The sequence below is a fragment of the Paenibacillus sp. GQ49 genome, assembly GCF_059759055.1.
The window spans coordinates 224,057-240,646 of sequence record NZ_JCAXEL010000007.1 but is presented as its reverse complement, the minus strand read 5'-3'; the positions used below and the strand labels follow the sequence as shown (position 1 = coordinate 240,646).

The window sequence follows — 16,590 nt, the reverse complement described above, 5'->3', positions numbered from 1 at the left end:
AGAATAGGACTTTTGGTGAAGGCAAAGGAACGAGACTACTCCCATGAGGTGATTCATAATGAAACTTTTTTATATTGTATTGGCGCTTATTCTGGCTTCACTGAATTTAAGACCACCGATTACTTCCATTTCTCCTCTGATGAGTACCATACAGAATGATCTGGGTTTGAGCGGCATGACCGCCAGTCTGTTAACTACACTACCGGTATTATGTATGGGCATATTCGCTCCATTCTCTGTAAGACTAAGTAGAAGGTGGGGGAACGAAGGTGCCATTGTGCTGGCTTTAATCCTTATTGGGATAGGTACGGGATTACGATTGTTTGTAGGCGCAACTCCGTTGATGATGTTCACTTCTTTTCTGTCAGGTGTAGGGATTGCATTGGCAGGGCCGCTGTTGTCCAGCTTCATTAAGCAGTATTTTCCTAACCGAGTGGCAGCCATGGTCGGCATCTACTCTACAGCAATGGTGATGGGGGCCAGTATTAGTGTGGGGTTATCGGTTCCGCTTCAGCAGACGCTGGGGGGATCTTGGAGAGGTTCTTTGGCTACATGGGCATTACTCGCAGCCATTGCATTGCCGATCTGGTTAAAATTAGCTTGGTCTGCGCGTACAGAGAGACAATCCGGACCAACTTCGGCTGTCATTCATGCACCACTTCCGGTGAAGAACAGGCGTGCATGGGTGCTGACACTGTTCTTCGGACTGATGGCCGCGATCTTCTATTCATTAACCGCCTGGCTTGCGCCAGCCATTCAGAGCCATGGATATAGCCAAGAGACTGCTGGCAACATCCAAACGTTATTTACATTGATATCACTGCCCTCAACGTTATTCATTCCCATGCTTGTACATCGGTACCAAAAACGTGTCTTCTGGCTTGTTGGATGTGCGATGTTGGAGTTAACAGGTGTCCTGATGCTGAATCTCTCTGTCAGTCCGTGGCTCGCGGCGATCCCGCTCGGTATTGGTGCAGGTGGACTGTTCCCAATTGCACTCATGTTGCCGATTGATGAGACAAATAATGCTCAGGAAGCTAGTAGCTGGTCGGCTATGACTCAATCTGGTGGCTACATTCTTGGAGCACTTGGACCGCTGGCGATTGGTTGGCTCCGCGATCTAACAGGCAGCTTCGTGCAAGCATTTTATGGTTTGGCTATCATCATCGTGTTGCAGATTATCGTTCAATTGGCTATTGGCAATAAAAAAAGTTTAAAAGTTAGCCAGGAGCAGAGCTAAAAGGCATGTGAAGTAAATGGATATAGAAATATGATTTTTATACATGATCCAACAAGTCCAGATAGTACTGCCTTAATGCTTTCTGTAAGGTGACGGGCTCCATAATCTTAATCGATTTACCATAGCTCGCAAGATATCTCACTATGAAATCAAGCTCGTGAGGTTCGTACGAACCGACAAGATACATGTATCCCATCTTCTCGATGATCTGCATAGATGGGAAATGTTCTTGCTGGAATAGCTCCATCCCCGCTTCATCAATCAGGCATTTGAATGGAATGGCATGTTCCGATGGTTTCCATAGAGACTGGACATCCTGTGAATAGAGTTCCTTTACATGAGTTAAAGGTTCAATCTCCGTTATTTCTGTTGAAATGATGCGGTCGCAGCGGAATACACGATACGCTTGTTTATGCAGATCATAGGCCTGGCAATACCAATAGCCTTTCCTGGCATAGAGCGCGATGGGTTGAATGGTGCGGATATTGGTGTTTACAGAAGATGGCCTTTGATCAGAGGATCTAGGCTGATTAGCGTACGTAATCTGGATCACTATATTCTGCACAGCAGCCATCAACAGAAACTCCAAATGTGCACTGTCGCGGATCTGCTCGGTATGTTGGAAGTAAACCCGGTGTTGGATGCTCTCAATATCCTGTCGTTGTTTGTCGGATAACGCGCTCATAAATTTCTCATGAATGGTACGGAAAGAGACTTGAAAGGGTAGGCTGGAGAAGCTGCGGAGAGCCTGCATCGCAAAATAAAGGGCATGAAGCTCCCCCGTATTAAACGAAATGGGAGGCAGCTGCATCTGTTGCAGCAGTCGATATCCACCGTAGCGTCCATATTCGACATAGATGGGCGCACCTAACTCTTCCAATGAAGTGATATCTCTTAACGCAGTTCGTTTGGAGATCTGGAACTCCTGCATGAGATCTTGCAGGGTGAACTGTTGTTTTTGATTAATAAAGCGCAGCATCTGGTTCATACGTTCTGATTTTTTCATATCAAACCCTCTTAATGGTGCCATGGATTGGCACCTTTCGTTGTTATAGTGATAAGTGTAATCCAATAGGAACAAGGAGGCAATATAATGAATTTTGAAGTGATACCATTTTTGTCGATGAACGGGGATGCAGCGGCAGCCATTGCTTTTTATGAGGAGTTTCTGGGCGCCAAGGTGATATTCAAGAAAAGTTATAAAGAGATGAAGGAGATGAACCCAGGTTTCGAGTACCCTGCCGGTCAAGATGAGTATATTACACATTCGGTGCTGGAGATTGGGGTTAACAAAGTCATGATTGCGGAAGAAGCAATGGACACGGAGAGAGCATGGCAGCTGGGGAACAGCACGTCACTATGTATTCAATCCAAGGACAAAGATACAATCGATCAACTGTATGATTCTCTGATGCAACATGAGGGTGTGAAGGTACTGGTGCCGTATGAACAAAATGAATTCAGCCCAGGATACGGTATTGTACGGGACCCATTTGGCATTGCGATTCAGCTGTGTGTCACTGTGCACGATTTTTAAAATGAGTTCAGGCCCCTGGTTAAACACTCGGTATGTAAACCTGTAACTAACTTAAAAACATCAAAAAAAGAAGAGCCATGGATATCATGTGCTCTTCTTTCTTTGGTTTCTATGCAAGGTGGTTCAGTTTGGCAGTGTATAAAGGCGCTAAACAGTTACTACTAAACAGAAATTATGTTACAAATACGTTACAAGTGCAGAAGAGTATCCTTTTTTGCCTTATGTTACGATACGTATAAGTAGATACAGAGATATTTTACGGATAATATAAGTTATAACATCTCTTTTCTGGACGATTTTCTATGAAAAAAATAAACGACAACAGGTGATCCAAAATGCTGCAAATCGGGTATCAATAGTAGAGCCATCTAGAACCTGATGGATACATATGTTGTTATGATCGATTTTTGCTAGTTAAAGGCTGTCTATTATGGAATGAACTGTGGGGGTTATCAAGTGTCTATATTAGATATGGAAAAGAAAGATGTTGTCACCGATGCAATGGTCATCAAGGCGATGGAGAAAAGTCTTGCTATCATTCGATTCGATCTGGATCGCCGGGTAACCTACGTGAATGAAGTCTTTGCCCAGACGATGGGATATACGGTAGATGAGATGTACGGCATGAAGCATCAGCAACTGTGCTTCGGTCAATTTGCAAATACCCCGGACTATGATGCTTTTTGGAATAGCATATTTAATGGTGTCAGCTTCCAGGACAAGGTTGAACGCAAGGATGCAAAGGGGAATTCCGTATGGCTAGAGGCGACATATATGCCGGTGTACGATGAGACGAATCAGAAGATACTGGGTGTCTCCAAAATCGCCACCAACATTACCAATCGGCAGAACAACATTTCGGTCGTAGTGAATGAGCTAAAAACGATGTCTCATGAACTAAATGGGCAGGCAGATGTAGGCATTGAACGCAGTCAGGAATTGATGTCAAGTATCTCCTATATCTCTGAGGTGTCGACTTCTAACCGTGCAACGTTGACTCATTTGCAGGAACAAGCCGGATCAATTCAGGGCGTGGTACGAACGATACGCGAGATCTCGTCTCAGACGCAACTGCTCGCGTTGAATGCTGCCATTGAGGCTGCACATGCAGGAGAATTTGGACGAGGATTCGATATCGTGGCCAAGGAAGTTAAGAAACTATCCGCAATGGTGGAGAGTTCGATTAATGAGATTCGTGATAGCGTTACCGGAATAACAAAGGAGATTGGTAATATCACAAGCGGTACCAAAAAAGTAGAAGAATATGTCGAGCAGAGCCAGAAGCAGATTGAGATCGCTCTGAATGATTTTACAGCAATTGCTGCTTCAGCTCACTTGTTGGATGCCAAAGCGGAGCATGTGACCAGAATCGTATAAGAATATATAGTAATAGCGGTTCCTTACACAGGAACCGTTTTTTTTGTCGTTCAGTACACAAAAAAACGGGAATTATTGTGATCAAACGGGGACACAATACTTGGGAATACCTGCAGCTTCATCATGCAGAGAAATGTTGGGGTGGGAACATGTGGTCAACAATTGTATCCTACGTGCCGGATTGGACCATATGGATTCAGGCATTCTTGGTCCTTATCATACCGATCGGCATTACAGTAACCATGCGGTGGATCAATGCCGCCATTAAGCGTGGAACCTTCTCTCGTTCCGAGAAACCCTCCATATCCTCGAAAGATATTTCTCCTGCTACCGCGGGTCAGGGTCAGGGAACTGAAACGGGCCACTATGCCAATATTAAAATAACCGGCAAGTACAATACGGATCTGACCAGTGTAAGAGAAAGCTTTGGTCAAAATGCTGATGTGCACATTCGGGAATTTACCATTAGAGGTACCAATACACGGGCAGCCGTCATATATACCGAAGGCCTGGTGGATCAAGACTTAATTGATGATCACCTGATTACACCGTTAATGATGGAGGGCGTTCCAGAGCTTAAGCGGGAGGGGTTCCTCCATCCGGATAATGCACATTTACTGTCGGCCTACCTGCAAGATCAATTATTACCTGTCAGTCTGGTTGAGGAGACCCAGTCCCTCCAAAAGGTCTCAGTTGGCGTGCTTTTTGGCAAGAATGCACTGTTGGTTGATGGATTGCCAGGGGCGCTATTAATTGGAGCTCATAAGATCAAAACACGTGGTGTGAATGAACCGGTGTCAGAGGGGTTGCTCCGTGGCCCCCGGATTGGTTTTACAGAACAGTTAAGTGATAACACAGGTATTTTACGTCGGTATGGTAGTGATCAGAGCCTCTTTATTCAGAAGTATGAAGTGGGTTCACGGATCAAGAAAGATTTGGCTGTTGCCTATATTCAGGATATTGCTGATCCAAATCTCGTTGCTGAAGTATGCAAGCGGATCGAAGAGATGGATATGGATTCGATGTTGGAATCAGGTTATGTGGAACAACTCATCGAAGACAGTACCCTGAGTCCTTTTCAACAGGTACTAAATACGGAAAGACCTGACCGGGTAATGGGCGCCCTTCTGGAAGGCCGAGTGGCTATTTTATTGGATGGGACGCCATTTGTCTTAATTGTGCCAGTGACGTTTAGCATGTTACTCCAATCTCCCGAGGATTACTATGAACGATGGATTCCTGGAACATTCCTGCGAATGCTGCGTTTTATGGCCGCGATGCTGGCCTTGCTCGCTCCTGCGCTCTATATCTCGTTTATCTCGTTCCATCCGGGTCTTATTCCAACCAAGCTGGTATTGACGATCATTGAAACGCGGACGGGCGTGCCGTTTCCTTCAATCATCGAAGTACTGATCATGGAACTTTCGATCGAGATATTGAGGGAGGCTGGCATTCGTTTACCTAAGCCGATTGCACCCTCGCTGGGTATCGTTGGAGGTCTGATTATCGGCCAGGCGGCCGTACAGGCAGGAATTATAAGCCAATTCCTGGTCATCGTTGTTGCGATTACCGCCATATCCTCTTTTACGATCCCTGTCTATAGTGCCGGCATCACACTGCGAATTCTGCGATTTGCTGCCATGTTTAGCGCGGCTGTACTCGGATTGTTTGGCGTGGTTATGTTCTTTCTGCTTGTGTGTACGCATCTGGCACGACTTTCAAGCTTTGGCGTACCTTATGTGGCACCAGCGGTTCCTTATCACATTAATGAATGGAAGGACTTCGTTATCCGTGCACCGTTAAATATGATGAGAATGCGTCCCGAGATATCTAGTCCAATAGATAAAGACCGAAAAAGATAAATGAAGTAAATCACGAGGTATGAGGTGGGATGAAGTGAATGGTTCCGAAGGAAATATTAGCACAAGACAGGCCGTCGTAGTTATTGTTAATTACATGCTTGGCGCTGGGATCCTGACACTCCCTCGAACGACGAGTAAAGATGTCGGAACGCCAGATGTCTGGATATCCATCATTCTGTCGGGATTGATTATTACGGGTGTCGGAATTATTCTGGTTACCCTGTGTCGCAGATTTCCGGAGAAAACAGTGTTCCAGTTCACCCGTGAGATTACGGGGAGCTGGATTGCTTACATACTGGGATTCGCCATGATTATGTATTTTATGGTGATTGCCGCTTTCGAAATCAGGGTCATGGCTGAAGTGACAGGCATGTATTTGCTTGAGCGCACACCAACATGGGCCATCGTGATGGTCTTTATGTGGATCGGCATATATTTGATCTCAGGCGGACTCACTGTCATTGTGCGCGTTTTTGAGATTATTTTGCCAATTACACTGATTATATTTGTGATTGAAATCTTGCTTAGTAATCAGTTATTTGAGATTGGCAATCTGAGACCCGTACTTGGCGAGGGTATTATGCCTGTTTTTAAAGGATTGAAGCCTTCGCTGCTGGCTTACACGGGGTATGAGGTCATGTTTGTCATAACTGCTTATATGAAAAATCCAAAAAAGAGTAACTTAGCGATGAGCTGGGGCATGTTTATATCCACGCTGATTTACCTAATTACGGTCGTGATGGTTATAGGTAGTCTTTCCCTCGACGGAATCAAAACACGGACTTGGCCAACGTTGGATTTGGTGAGAAGTTTCGAGATTCAAGGTTTGATCTTTGAGCGTTTCGAATCCTTACTATTGGTCATCTGGATTATGCAGATCTTTGCGAGCTTCACGATCACACACTATTGTGCTTCGGTAGGTATTCGGGATTTGTTTCGTACAAAGAAAATCAAAGTCATTATGTATGCTCTTCTGCCGTTGATATATTTGACGGCATTGATGCCGAAAACTGTGGAGGAAACCTTTGCACTGGGTGATATGTTGGGCAACTCATCCGTGCTTTTATTTGCCACTTTACCACTGTTGCTCCTGATAATAAGTCTGATTCGCAAAAAAGGAGGCAAGCATGCATGATTACATTCCGTATGTTGTTACGCTTAGCCGCTGTATTATGCATTCTCTTAACCATATCCGGATGTTGGAGCAGTCGGGAGATAGAGGATCTAAGTGTCTACGTTGGCCTTGGGATCGATATCGGCAAAGAGACGGAATTTGAGAAAAACATTGCTAATCAGGGAGGAGGGTATTCCAAGCAGAACAATGTGACAGCCACGGTACAGATTGCTCCCGGTAAATCCAGCAGTCAGAAGAGCCAACAATCCGGTTCACCTGCTTCTGGTAAAACGTCCTACTCCAATGAACAGCTTACCGGAGATTCCTTGCTGCAAATCTTTCGTCAGTTTGCACTGAGGCGAGATCATCCGCTCATCGGGCATCATCTGAAGGTTATCGTTGTGTCCAAGGATATCGCCAAAAAGTATGGTCTGGACCAGCTGCTGGATTTTGTACTTCGGGATAATGATATTCGTCCTAACTGTCTGGTGCTGATTAGCCATCATCGTGCTATTGATGTACTGACTTCAAATGATCCTTCCCAGATTCCAGCATTTTATCTTACAGGAATTACCGGTAATTCGTACTTGTCCAATAAAATCCTGGACCCCGTTCTACTCTCCAAATTAGATGCACAAATGCAATCCGGTTCCAGCTTTCTGCTCCAAAATGTACTGAACTTCAACGGAGAGGACAAATTCTCCGGTGCCAGTATCTTTGATGGGAAAACGACCAAATTCATCGGTGAACTCAGCCAAACGGATCTAGAAGGGCTATCGTGGATCAGACCTAAAGAAAAAGGAGGCATCTTGAAGACATATAATAAAGCAGGATTCACTGTTGTATATGAAATGAAGAAGAAAAAAACAAAAATAATTCCAAAAGTGGTTGGCGATGATATTTCATTCCATGTAAAGGTCGAATCCGAAGGCTGGTTGATGGAAGATTGGCGTTCGCCCGAAAGAGAGGAAAAAGGGGATTATCTTAAAGAACTAGAAAAAGAATTTGCTGAACTGGCCGAACAACAGATTCGCCAAGTGTTATACAAACTGCAGCATACCTATAAAGTAGATGTTGCGGATTTTCGGGATAGCTTGCGTATCAAGGAACCCAAAACATGGAAAAAGGTCAAAGACGATTGGGATAAAATTTTTAGTACCGTGCCGATCACGTATGAGGTAAAGACCACCATCACCAATCCGGGGTCTTCCACTCAATAGCGAGGTGTGCCATTTATGATTTAAATGTTGACACATTCATGATAGATCGCTATATTAGTAAAAAATCATTTTCTTATCCAGAGAGGTGGAGGGACTGGCCCTTAGAAACCTCAGCAACAGATCTGAAGGATACTGTGCTAATTCCAGCGGGTGAAAGCCTGATAGATAGGAGCGTTTGTTTTTATTTGTCAGTAACGGCGCACTCTTTAGGCAGAGTGGGTCTTTTTTGTTTTTTCTGGATGAAGAAGTAGGGGAGCAGCAGGTATGGAGAACAACAACGACAAAGGGCATTTTCAGCGGAAAATGCAGGCACGGCATGTGGTCATGCTCTCTCTCGGAGGAGTCATTGGAACGGGATTATTCCTCAGCTCAGGTTACACCATTCAGCAGGCGGGACCACTGGGAACCATTCTGTCCTATCTGATTGGAGCCATCGTTGTATATCTGGTGATGCTCTGTCTTGGTGAACTGTCTGTTCATATGCCAGAGACGGGAGCATTTCATAGTTATGCAGCCAAATATATCGGACCGGCAACAGGCTACACGGTGGCTTGGTTATACTGGTTAACCTGGACTGTTGCGCTTGGCTCCGAATTCACAGCCGCCGGATTGCTGATGCAGCGCTGGTTCCCATCGGTGAACGTATGGATATGGAGCGCGCTCTTTGCACTGATGATCTTTCTGTTTAACGCTCTAACGGTGAAATTATTTGCGGAATCCGAGTTCTGGTTCTCATCTGTAAAAGTAGTGACTATCGTAATCTTCATTATTATCGGTGGCGCAGCCATGTTTGGGTTCATTCCCATGGCGGATTCTGAACCGGCTCCATTTCTATCGAATATTACCGCATCCGGGTGGTTCCCTCATGGGGCTACAGCGATATTGATGACCATGCTTGCTGTAAACTTTGCCTTCTCAGGCACCGAGTTAATCGGCATTGCCGCCGGTGAGACGGAGAACCCGGAAAAGACGATACCAAAGGCTATTCATACAACGCTGTGGCGTTTGGTTATTTTCTTCATCGGAACGATTATTATCTTGTCGGCCTTGCTGCCCATGTCGGATGCCAGTGTACTGGAAAGTCCGTTTGTAGCGGTAATGGAGCGGGTGGGTGTACCCTATGCAGCAGACATTATGAACTTTGTTATTCTGACGGCGATTCTCTCTGCTGCCAATTCAGGCCTGTATGCATCTTCACGGATGCTCTGGTCTCTGGCTGACAAAAGAACGATCTCTCCGTGGTTTGCCAAATTGACCAAAAGCGGGGTACCCCTGAATGCACTTCTGATTAGTATGGTGGGTGGTGCGCTGGCATTGCTGTCCAGTATTATTGCGCCAGGTACGGTGTATATTACGCTGGTTTCCATTTCAGGTCTGGCTGTCGTTGCAGTATGGATGAGTATCAGTGCCTCCCAATACATGTTCCGCAGACAATATATCCGGGAAGGACATGCGGTCAAAGATCTGGTCTACCGCACACCACTATATCCGGTGGTACCAATTGTTTCATTTATATTATGCCTGGCTTCATGCATAGGTATTGCCTTTGACCCGACACAGCGAATTGCACTGTATTGTGGGGTTCCGTTTATCGCAGTGTGTTACGCTGCTTATTATCTGACAGAACGTGTGAATAAGAAAAGAGGACAAGTACATGACGCAAGCACAACAGACTAACCCCATAGAACAGATCCTGCGTGAACATCCGGTCATGATTCTGGATGGAGCGTTGGCAACGGAACTCGAACAGCATGGATGTGATCTGGATGATCCACTATGGTCTGCTCGTGTGTTGCTTGAGAATCCGGATGTTATTGTTCAGGTCCATGCAGATTATTTTCGAGCAGGAGCCGACTGTGCGATTACATCCAGTTATCAGGCGACGGTGGATGGTTTCCGCAAGAGAGGGATTGATGAACAGGCAGCACTGGAACTGATCCGCAAGACGGTGGAACTGGCTGCACAGGCGAGAGATGATGTGTGGGCAGAAGTGCAGAGTAGTTTAGTAGGGAGAGAAAGCTCAACAGGTCAGCCTGTAGCAGCTCCTTCGGTACGTTCCCAGAACGTGGAGCACGAGGAGAATATAACAGATCGTACAGTAGATCGCGAAGGAGATTGTCTTCGTCCACGTCCAATTATTGCCGGGTCCGTTGGACCGTATGGCGCCTATCTGGCGGATGGTTCAGAGTATGTGGGACATTACGGCGTGTCGGATGAGACGCTTGTCGCATTTCACCGTCCGCGTATGGCGGCGTTGATTGAAGCGGGTGCAGATATTCTGGCGTTTGAGACGATTCCTTCCTTGCAGGAAGCACAGGTGCTGGTTGATTTACTGAAGGAGTTTCCTCATGCGTATGCCTGGTTATCTTTTTCTTTAAAAGACGGGACAAGCATCAGCGAGGGCACACCGCTTGAGGTATGTGCACAGAAGTTTGGCTCCGAGCCGCAGGTTGCGGCGATTGGCCTGAACTGTGCTCCGATGGAAGTGGTGACGGAAGCAGTGGGCATTCTCAGCCGTGCGAGCGACAAACCTGTTATTGTGTATCCGAACTCGGGAGAAGTATACGATGCAGTGACGAAGACGTGGACTGGACAGGGTACTTGTGGCAGCATGAGTGATGCTTCGGAGCAGTGGGTTGCTGCGGGCGCTAAAATCATTGGTGGCTGCTGCCGAACAACGCCACATCAGATTGGTGCACTTGCGAAGAAATGGCGGAAATAGTTCATATCATGATAACAAGCCCTTCCACATCCTGTAGAGGTATGGAAGGGCTTGTTTTATTGTGTTAAGGCATCCTTATTACATTATTCGATAACCAGCATACGTGGCGATGCTTCCCGAATGATTCTCGAAGAGAACCATGAGCCAAGACTGGCTGCAATGATGCTTAGACAGGTGAACAGTACCATTCCACCCCAATGCAGGATCAGTGGAAGTTGTACGATACCATAACCGGAAAGGACCATTTCGAGTAGAAGAGGCAGCAGATATACGCCGACGAAAATACCCAGTATGGCTCCCACGGAGGACAGTATGAACATTCCCATGGTGAGCGACAACCGGATTAGGCGAGATGTCATTCCCAGCGATTTGTATATTCCGTACGTTCTGCTTTCTTTACGAATATTGATTCTACAGGTACTGAAAATAATGATGAACGTCACAGTGATAAACAGCAATCCAATCAGGCTCATCGGATAGATCAGGATGTTCGCGGCTTCCGCGTAAACGGAATCAAGCAATGTCTTCTGAGTAACTACCGAAGCAAAATCTTTAAATTGCTCATTTAATTCCGAGGCAACCTTATCCGCTTGTGCCATATCGTTCACATTGATAAAGATAACATCAAATTCACTATAACCGGGGTTTACACTTCTCATGGCATCAATGGTGATTCTGCCTGAAACAGACATGTTGGCGATCGCCTGATAGATTCCTGTAATGAGGAATGTACGCTTTTCTCCATCAATATAGATATCGATAAGATCACCGAGATCTTTATTTGATGTGTTGGCTACACTTACACCAAGGGCAATTTCATTCGCATGTTGTGGGTTAAACCCTTTTAACGTTTCGAATCCAAGTTCCTGATAACTCCCGTCCAGTACATTTAAGTTGATACTGGTGGATTGGCCCTTCACTGTTGCCGAAGACTCCGGGCTAATTACACCCGTTGTGTTCCCTTGCCAGCCTGCATTGCTAATCCTTGAATCCTCTTCTAACGTTTGTTTTAATTCAGTCTTTGGAACGTTACTTTTGTTCACGACCACTGCTGCAATATTGGCATTGTCATACCCCCATTTAGCTGCGGTCTGTTCAATTCCGGTTATACTGGTCAGCAGAACATAACCCAGAACAAGTACGGAGGAAGCCATGGTGGTTAGCAGGAGTGTTAGAACAGAGCTTTTGGTGTTTTTGAACACATGTCGGAATCCAAGCACGGCGGTCACAGGCAGTCGTGTGAAGCCGATCCGGTGGGCCAATGGCGAATTCATTTTGCCAGCCATCCGGCCGTGATCTATCTCCGACATACCATAACGAATAGCCTGCACGGGCTGTATGCTGCGTGCCTTTTTGGCATATAACACAGTGAACAGAATTACTAGAGCAAATAGTAGTACGCCGGACATTATGGCCGCATCCAATCCATGGACTGGAATGTTCTGATTCCCCACTCGAAGAGAGGATACAGAAATATTAATGATCCATTTGGATATCCATATACTGAGTGCAAGTCCTGGGATAATGGCTACGATGGATAACAATGCATATTGAATAACATAGGTGCCAATCGTTTTTCGGGAAGTCAGACCTAGGGATTTGAGGATTCCTATCGTTCTGTAATTGGCCAGGATGGCATCCGCAATCGTAAACCCGATGGTCATCAGGGCGATAGAGAGCATGACAACACCCATGAATATCATGATAAATCCAATAACCTGATTGATGATCAGATAAAAAGAGGCAATGGCCTCGAACTCCATTTTGGATTCTAGAAACGGAATACCTGTCTCACGATTGTATCGTTCCCAATACACCGAATTCATGCTGTAATCGTTAAAATGGATGCCTATCATACGATTCTCGTTGCCAGCAAGTGTAGCGAGATCATGTTGATAATCGGTAGGATTCATCCAGACCCGTGCTGTATTGGAGAATGGTGCCCCGTATGGTACATCGATTACAATGCCCGATACATTCAGATTCAGCGTACTTAAGCCGGTTTTGAAGCCAATGGTATCACCTACCGAAATATGATAGGTATTTGCCATAGATGTTGGAATCCAGACGGAGCCTTGTTCGGGAACTGTGTCGGGCGTCCCGCTTGAGAAAATTAGTTCATCCACACCCCAAGGCGGTGGAGGCGTATTAAACATGTACAGGTAGATGTTAGGGATGTGAGTTTCATTCAAAATGATGCCTGACAATGTACGATACGTTAACAAAGGGGACACCTGAACTCCATCCTGAGAAGCCCACCAGTTGTGCACAGCGTCAGGGTCATTCAGTCCTTTTTCAAACGTCAGGATCTGATGAGATCCATGGGTTCGGGTATGCATTTCATAAAACTGATTGCCTGTGTTCGCCAGAATGATAATAGCTGTAGATACAAGAAGTGTCGAGAGTAGCAGGAGCAGCGCAATCAACGCATTTTGTATTTTGTTCCTACTCAGATACGACAAGCTAAGTTTAAACATGACAGCCATCGTTATTCCTTCCCCGTAACTAAAGCGAAGATAATCGCTTCACGATCTTGAATTTGATGTTCGTCATAAGTGTCAAACTCAAGGATTCCGCCAATCTTGCCGTCCAAAATGTAGATCAGGCGGTCTGCCCGGCAGGCTGCTTTGATATCATGTGTAACCATAACTACGGACTGTCCTTTTCGATGGATAGCCGTAAGGATATCGAGAACAGCTGTGCCGTGTTCCATATTTAAGCTTCCGGTCGGTTCATCCGCAAAAATGATATCCGGCGAATTGATCAAAGCCCGTGCAATCGCAGCTCGTTGCTGCTGTCCTCCGGAAGTTTGGGATGGGAGGCGGTTACGCTGTCCATCAATATCCATGGCATTCATCAGCTCAGCAGCGCGGGATAGGATGTCCTTCTTTTTGTTTCCTGCAATATATCCCGGTAAAGCAATGTTCTCTTCGATGGAGAGGTCCGGGACCAGATTGATGCTCTGATAGATATAACCGATCTGGCGGGTGCGGAAGTTGGACATTTCCCGTTCACTGTAAGCGTCAATCCGCTGGTCGCGAAAATAGACCTCACCTGCTGTGATCTGGTCCAGTCCGCTTAGCAGATATAAGAGGGTTGATTTGCCAGAGCCAGAGTTACCCATGATGACCGTGAATTCCCCTTCATAGATATCGAGATCAACATTACGGATGGCATGATATTGTTCACTTCCGCTGTTGTACGTTTTGCACAGATTCTGTGCACGGATAATCACCTTTTTGGACAAGTTGAATCACTCCCGAGTGCAATATAGGATTCATTCTAGAGGAGGGATGTTGAGGAAGCCTTATCAAATTATGAATAAAGTATTACAGCTGTGGAGGGTGCTCAGCAGATCGGCAGATAGAACCGGAAGGTAGTACCTTGCCCTTCTCTACTAGTAAAGGAAATATGACCTCCGTGTGCTTCAATGATGCTTTGGCAGATGGAAAGGCCCAGCCCTGTACCTTCTTGAACACGTTGTTCTGCATGACTCGCCTGGCCTCTGAAGTAACGCTGAAAAACAAACGGCATGTCCTGTACACGTATTCCCTGACCCGAATCGGCAATCGTCACTTTCAAGTGCCCGGATTCCAGTTCCATATCAATACGGATCGTGTCTCCTGGAGCTGTATGCTTGAGGGCATTGGCGGCAAGATTGGAGATCACCTGTTCAATTCGAGTGGGGTCGATAGCGATTAACACATTGGGGATGTAGTTGGGCCCTTTATAGATAAGCCCCTTTGTTAGGACAACATGTTCAATCGGTTTCAACATCGTCTCCAGTATAGGCCCGCTGTACATTTCACGGGTTTCCACCGAAATTTGCCCCAATTCCTGAAGTGCATGAACCAGCAGATCCTCCACAAGGCGGGCCGTTTTATCCGTATGGGTTCGCATCACTCCCATGTATTCCATCAGCGTCTCCTGATCGTTGCATAGTCCTTCCTCAATAGCTTTTATGTATGCTTTTATTGTTGTAATTGGTGTTTTAATATCATGAGATATATTGGTGATGAGTTCTTTTTGTGCTTGTTCCTGCTGAATACGCTGCTCGCTCATATGTTTAATCTCCGTACGCATGAGATCAAACATGGCATATACTTCGAGCAATTCATCGTTCCGGTTGTAATGAATTTTTTCTTCATAATTGCCTTTAAGCATGGATTCCGCATGTTGCTTCAATTGATGGATGGGAGAGAGCAGGTGTTTGTCCAGTTTTCGTTTCATCCAGAATAGAAATAAGCTCAGAATCAGTGACAGGAGCATGAGTGCGCTAATCAATATAACCGGAAAAGTCATCGATTGCTGAACCGTAACCATGGCTTGGGGGATGGAAAAGATAGCATTGCCGATCTGACTTCCCACTGGTCCGTCCATCACGGGAAACGCAATATCAAGCAAATCGTTACCGTCCGCGGCCTGCGTGGCATGATGCAGATCATAATGGAGAGCTGAACGCAGATTAACTTGCGTTCCTTCAGAGGTGGGGTCGGAGGACAGAATGACTTTTCCATCCAAGTTTAGATAGGTAAGCAGAACCCCGGTATCTCTGGCGGCGGAACGTATGTCTTCACGAATAATTTGTTCATTGAGATGCTGATGATTTTGCTCCAAAGCGAGTAAGATCGAATTGACCTTGAGGCGAACCTGATTCAGGGACAGATTGGATTCGCCTGAATTTTGATCTTGTAACAGCATCATCGACAGTGCAAGGATACTTAAAACGATAATTATGAGAAGCCCAAGTGTTGTTAACAACCATCGTCTGGACCAGCTGTTCAATGACATGTGGGAGCCTCCAATCTCACTTATTCGTAATTGAATTTGTAACCGACACCCCATACCGTCTTCAGAACGGTCGGATGCGAGGCATCTGCCTCGATTTTTTCACGCAGTCTGCGAATGTATACGGTTACGGTATTTTCATCACCGTAGGTTGCATATCCCCAGATAGCGTCGAGCAACTGGGCTTTGGAGAATACCTGATTCTTATGGCTTGCCAGATAATGAAGTAATTCGAATTCCTTGGCAGACAGAGAAACTTCCGATCCGTCTAAGGTAACTTTATAGGCTTTTTTATCAATCACCAGGTTTCCAAGATGCAGCAGATCTGTTCTGTCTCCAACGGATGTCATGCTGTCATAACGCCTGAAGTGGGCATTAATTCGTGCTAACAGTTCGCTCAGCGAGAAGGGCTTGGTCATATAGTCGTCTGCTCCAAAGCCAAGACCAAGTACCTTATCGGTATCACTGCCTCTGGCACTTAGAATGAGGATGGGGATATTGTTGCGCCGTCTGATCTCTCGACAGACCTCGATCCCGTCCATGTCCGGAAGCATGATATCCAGAATGATGTAGTCTGGTTGAATAAGCTCCATAATCTGAAGTCCATCTTGTCCAGTGGCTGCCACGGCTGCTTCATATTGATTTTTGGTTAAATAATCTCGCAGAATGCGCGAAATATCGGATTCATCCTCGATGATGAGGACTTTGCGCTGGTGGATTAGCATATGTA

The 16,590-nt window shown here is 45.8% G+C and carries 13 protein-coding genes and 1 riboswitch; of the genes, 8 read left to right on the top strand and 5 right to left on the bottom strand.

What is annotated here, in order from left to right; translation table 11 throughout:
• Window positions 1-58: 58 nt before the first annotated feature.
• Window positions 59-1,240, top strand: a complete 1,182-nt coding sequence (locus AC6CIF_RS15305) for an MFS transporter (RefSeq protein WP_498200322.1) — start codon at window positions 59-61, stop codon at window positions 1,238-1,240.
• 37 nt (window positions 1,241-1,277) lie between these two features.
• On the opposite strand, the gene AC6CIF_RS15300 is transcribed toward AC6CIF_RS15305, so the two are convergent.
• Window positions 1,278-2,246, bottom strand: a complete 969-nt coding sequence (locus AC6CIF_RS15300) for a helix-turn-helix transcriptional regulator (protein ID WP_498200320.1) — start codon at window positions 2,244-2,246, stop codon at window positions 1,278-1,280.
• 87 nt (window positions 2,247-2,333) lie between these two features.
• Between AC6CIF_RS15300 and AC6CIF_RS15295 the strand changes: the two genes are divergently transcribed.
• The 7 genes from AC6CIF_RS15295 (at window position 2,334) to mmuM (ending at window position 11,072) form a co-directional block, all read left to right on the top strand.
• Window positions 2,334-2,777, top strand: a complete 444-nt coding sequence (locus AC6CIF_RS15295; RefSeq protein ID WP_498200318.1) for a VOC family protein — start codon at window positions 2,334-2,336, stop codon at window positions 2,775-2,777.
• A 456-nt stretch (window positions 2,778-3,233) separates the two neighbouring features.
• Window positions 3,234-4,154: a methyl-accepting chemotaxis protein gene (locus AC6CIF_RS15290; RefSeq protein WP_498200317.1), complete on the top strand. Its 921-nt coding sequence runs from the start codon at window positions 3,234-3,236 to the stop codon at window positions 4,152-4,154.
• A gap of 149 nt (window positions 4,155-4,303) precedes the next feature.
• Window positions 4,304-6,016 (top strand): spore germination protein, encoded by a 1,713-nt coding sequence (locus tag AC6CIF_RS15285; RefSeq protein ID WP_498200315.1) that lies wholly within the window; start codon window positions 4,304-4,306, stop codon window positions 6,014-6,016.
• Between the two features lie 34 nt (window positions 6,017-6,050).
• Entirely contained in the window at window positions 6,051-7,151 is a 1,101-nt protein-coding gene (locus AC6CIF_RS15280) for a GerAB/ArcD/ProY family transporter (RefSeq protein ID WP_498200313.1), read from the top strand.
• Entirely contained in the window at window positions 7,148-8,350 is a 1,203-nt protein-coding gene (locus AC6CIF_RS15275; protein ID WP_498200311.1) for a Ger(x)C family spore germination protein, read from the top strand. The genes AC6CIF_RS15280 and AC6CIF_RS15275 overlap by 4 nt, the downstream gene beginning before the upstream one ends.
• A gap of 70 nt (window positions 8,351-8,420) precedes the next feature.
• Window positions 8,421-8,522: riboswitch (SAM riboswitch) on the top strand.
• A gap of 92 nt (window positions 8,523-8,614) precedes the next feature.
• Entirely contained in the window at window positions 8,615-10,027 is a 1,413-nt protein-coding gene (gene mmuP / locus AC6CIF_RS15270; RefSeq protein WP_498200310.1) for an S-methylmethionine permease, read from the top strand.
• The gene (gene mmuM / locus AC6CIF_RS15265) at window positions 10,005-11,072 is read left to right on the top strand and encodes a homocysteine S-methyltransferase (RefSeq protein ID WP_498200308.1); all 1,068 of its coding nucleotides are present in this window, start codon (window positions 10,005-10,007) and stop codon (window positions 11,070-11,072) included. Before mmuP ends, mmuM begins: the two co-directional genes overlap by 23 nt.
• Window positions 11,073-11,155: 83 nt before the next feature.
• Here the strand turns inward: mmuM and AC6CIF_RS15260 are convergent, their stop codons facing one another.
• From AC6CIF_RS15260 to AC6CIF_RS15245, 4 genes are all read right to left on the bottom strand, one after another.
• Complete coding sequence (locus AC6CIF_RS15260) at window positions 11,156-13,558, bottom strand: ABC transporter permease (RefSeq protein WP_498200306.1); 2,403 nt, start codon at window positions 13,556-13,558, stop codon at window positions 11,156-11,158.
• Between the two features lie 2 nt (window positions 13,559-13,560).
• Window positions 13,561-14,319, bottom strand: a complete 759-nt coding sequence (locus tag AC6CIF_RS15255; RefSeq protein ID WP_498200304.1) for an ABC transporter ATP-binding protein — start codon at window positions 14,317-14,319, stop codon at window positions 13,561-13,563.
• A 101-nt stretch (window positions 14,320-14,420) separates the two neighbouring features.
• Entirely contained in the window at window positions 14,421-15,863 is a 1,443-nt protein-coding gene (locus tag AC6CIF_RS15250; RefSeq protein ID WP_498200302.1) for a HAMP domain-containing sensor histidine kinase, read from the bottom strand.
• Between the two features lie 20 nt (window positions 15,864-15,883).
• Window positions 15,884-16,585, bottom strand: coding sequence for a response regulator transcription factor (locus AC6CIF_RS15245; protein WP_498200301.1), 702 nt, complete (start codon window positions 16,583-16,585; stop codon window positions 15,884-15,886).
• Window positions 16,586-16,590 lie beyond the last annotated feature (5 nt).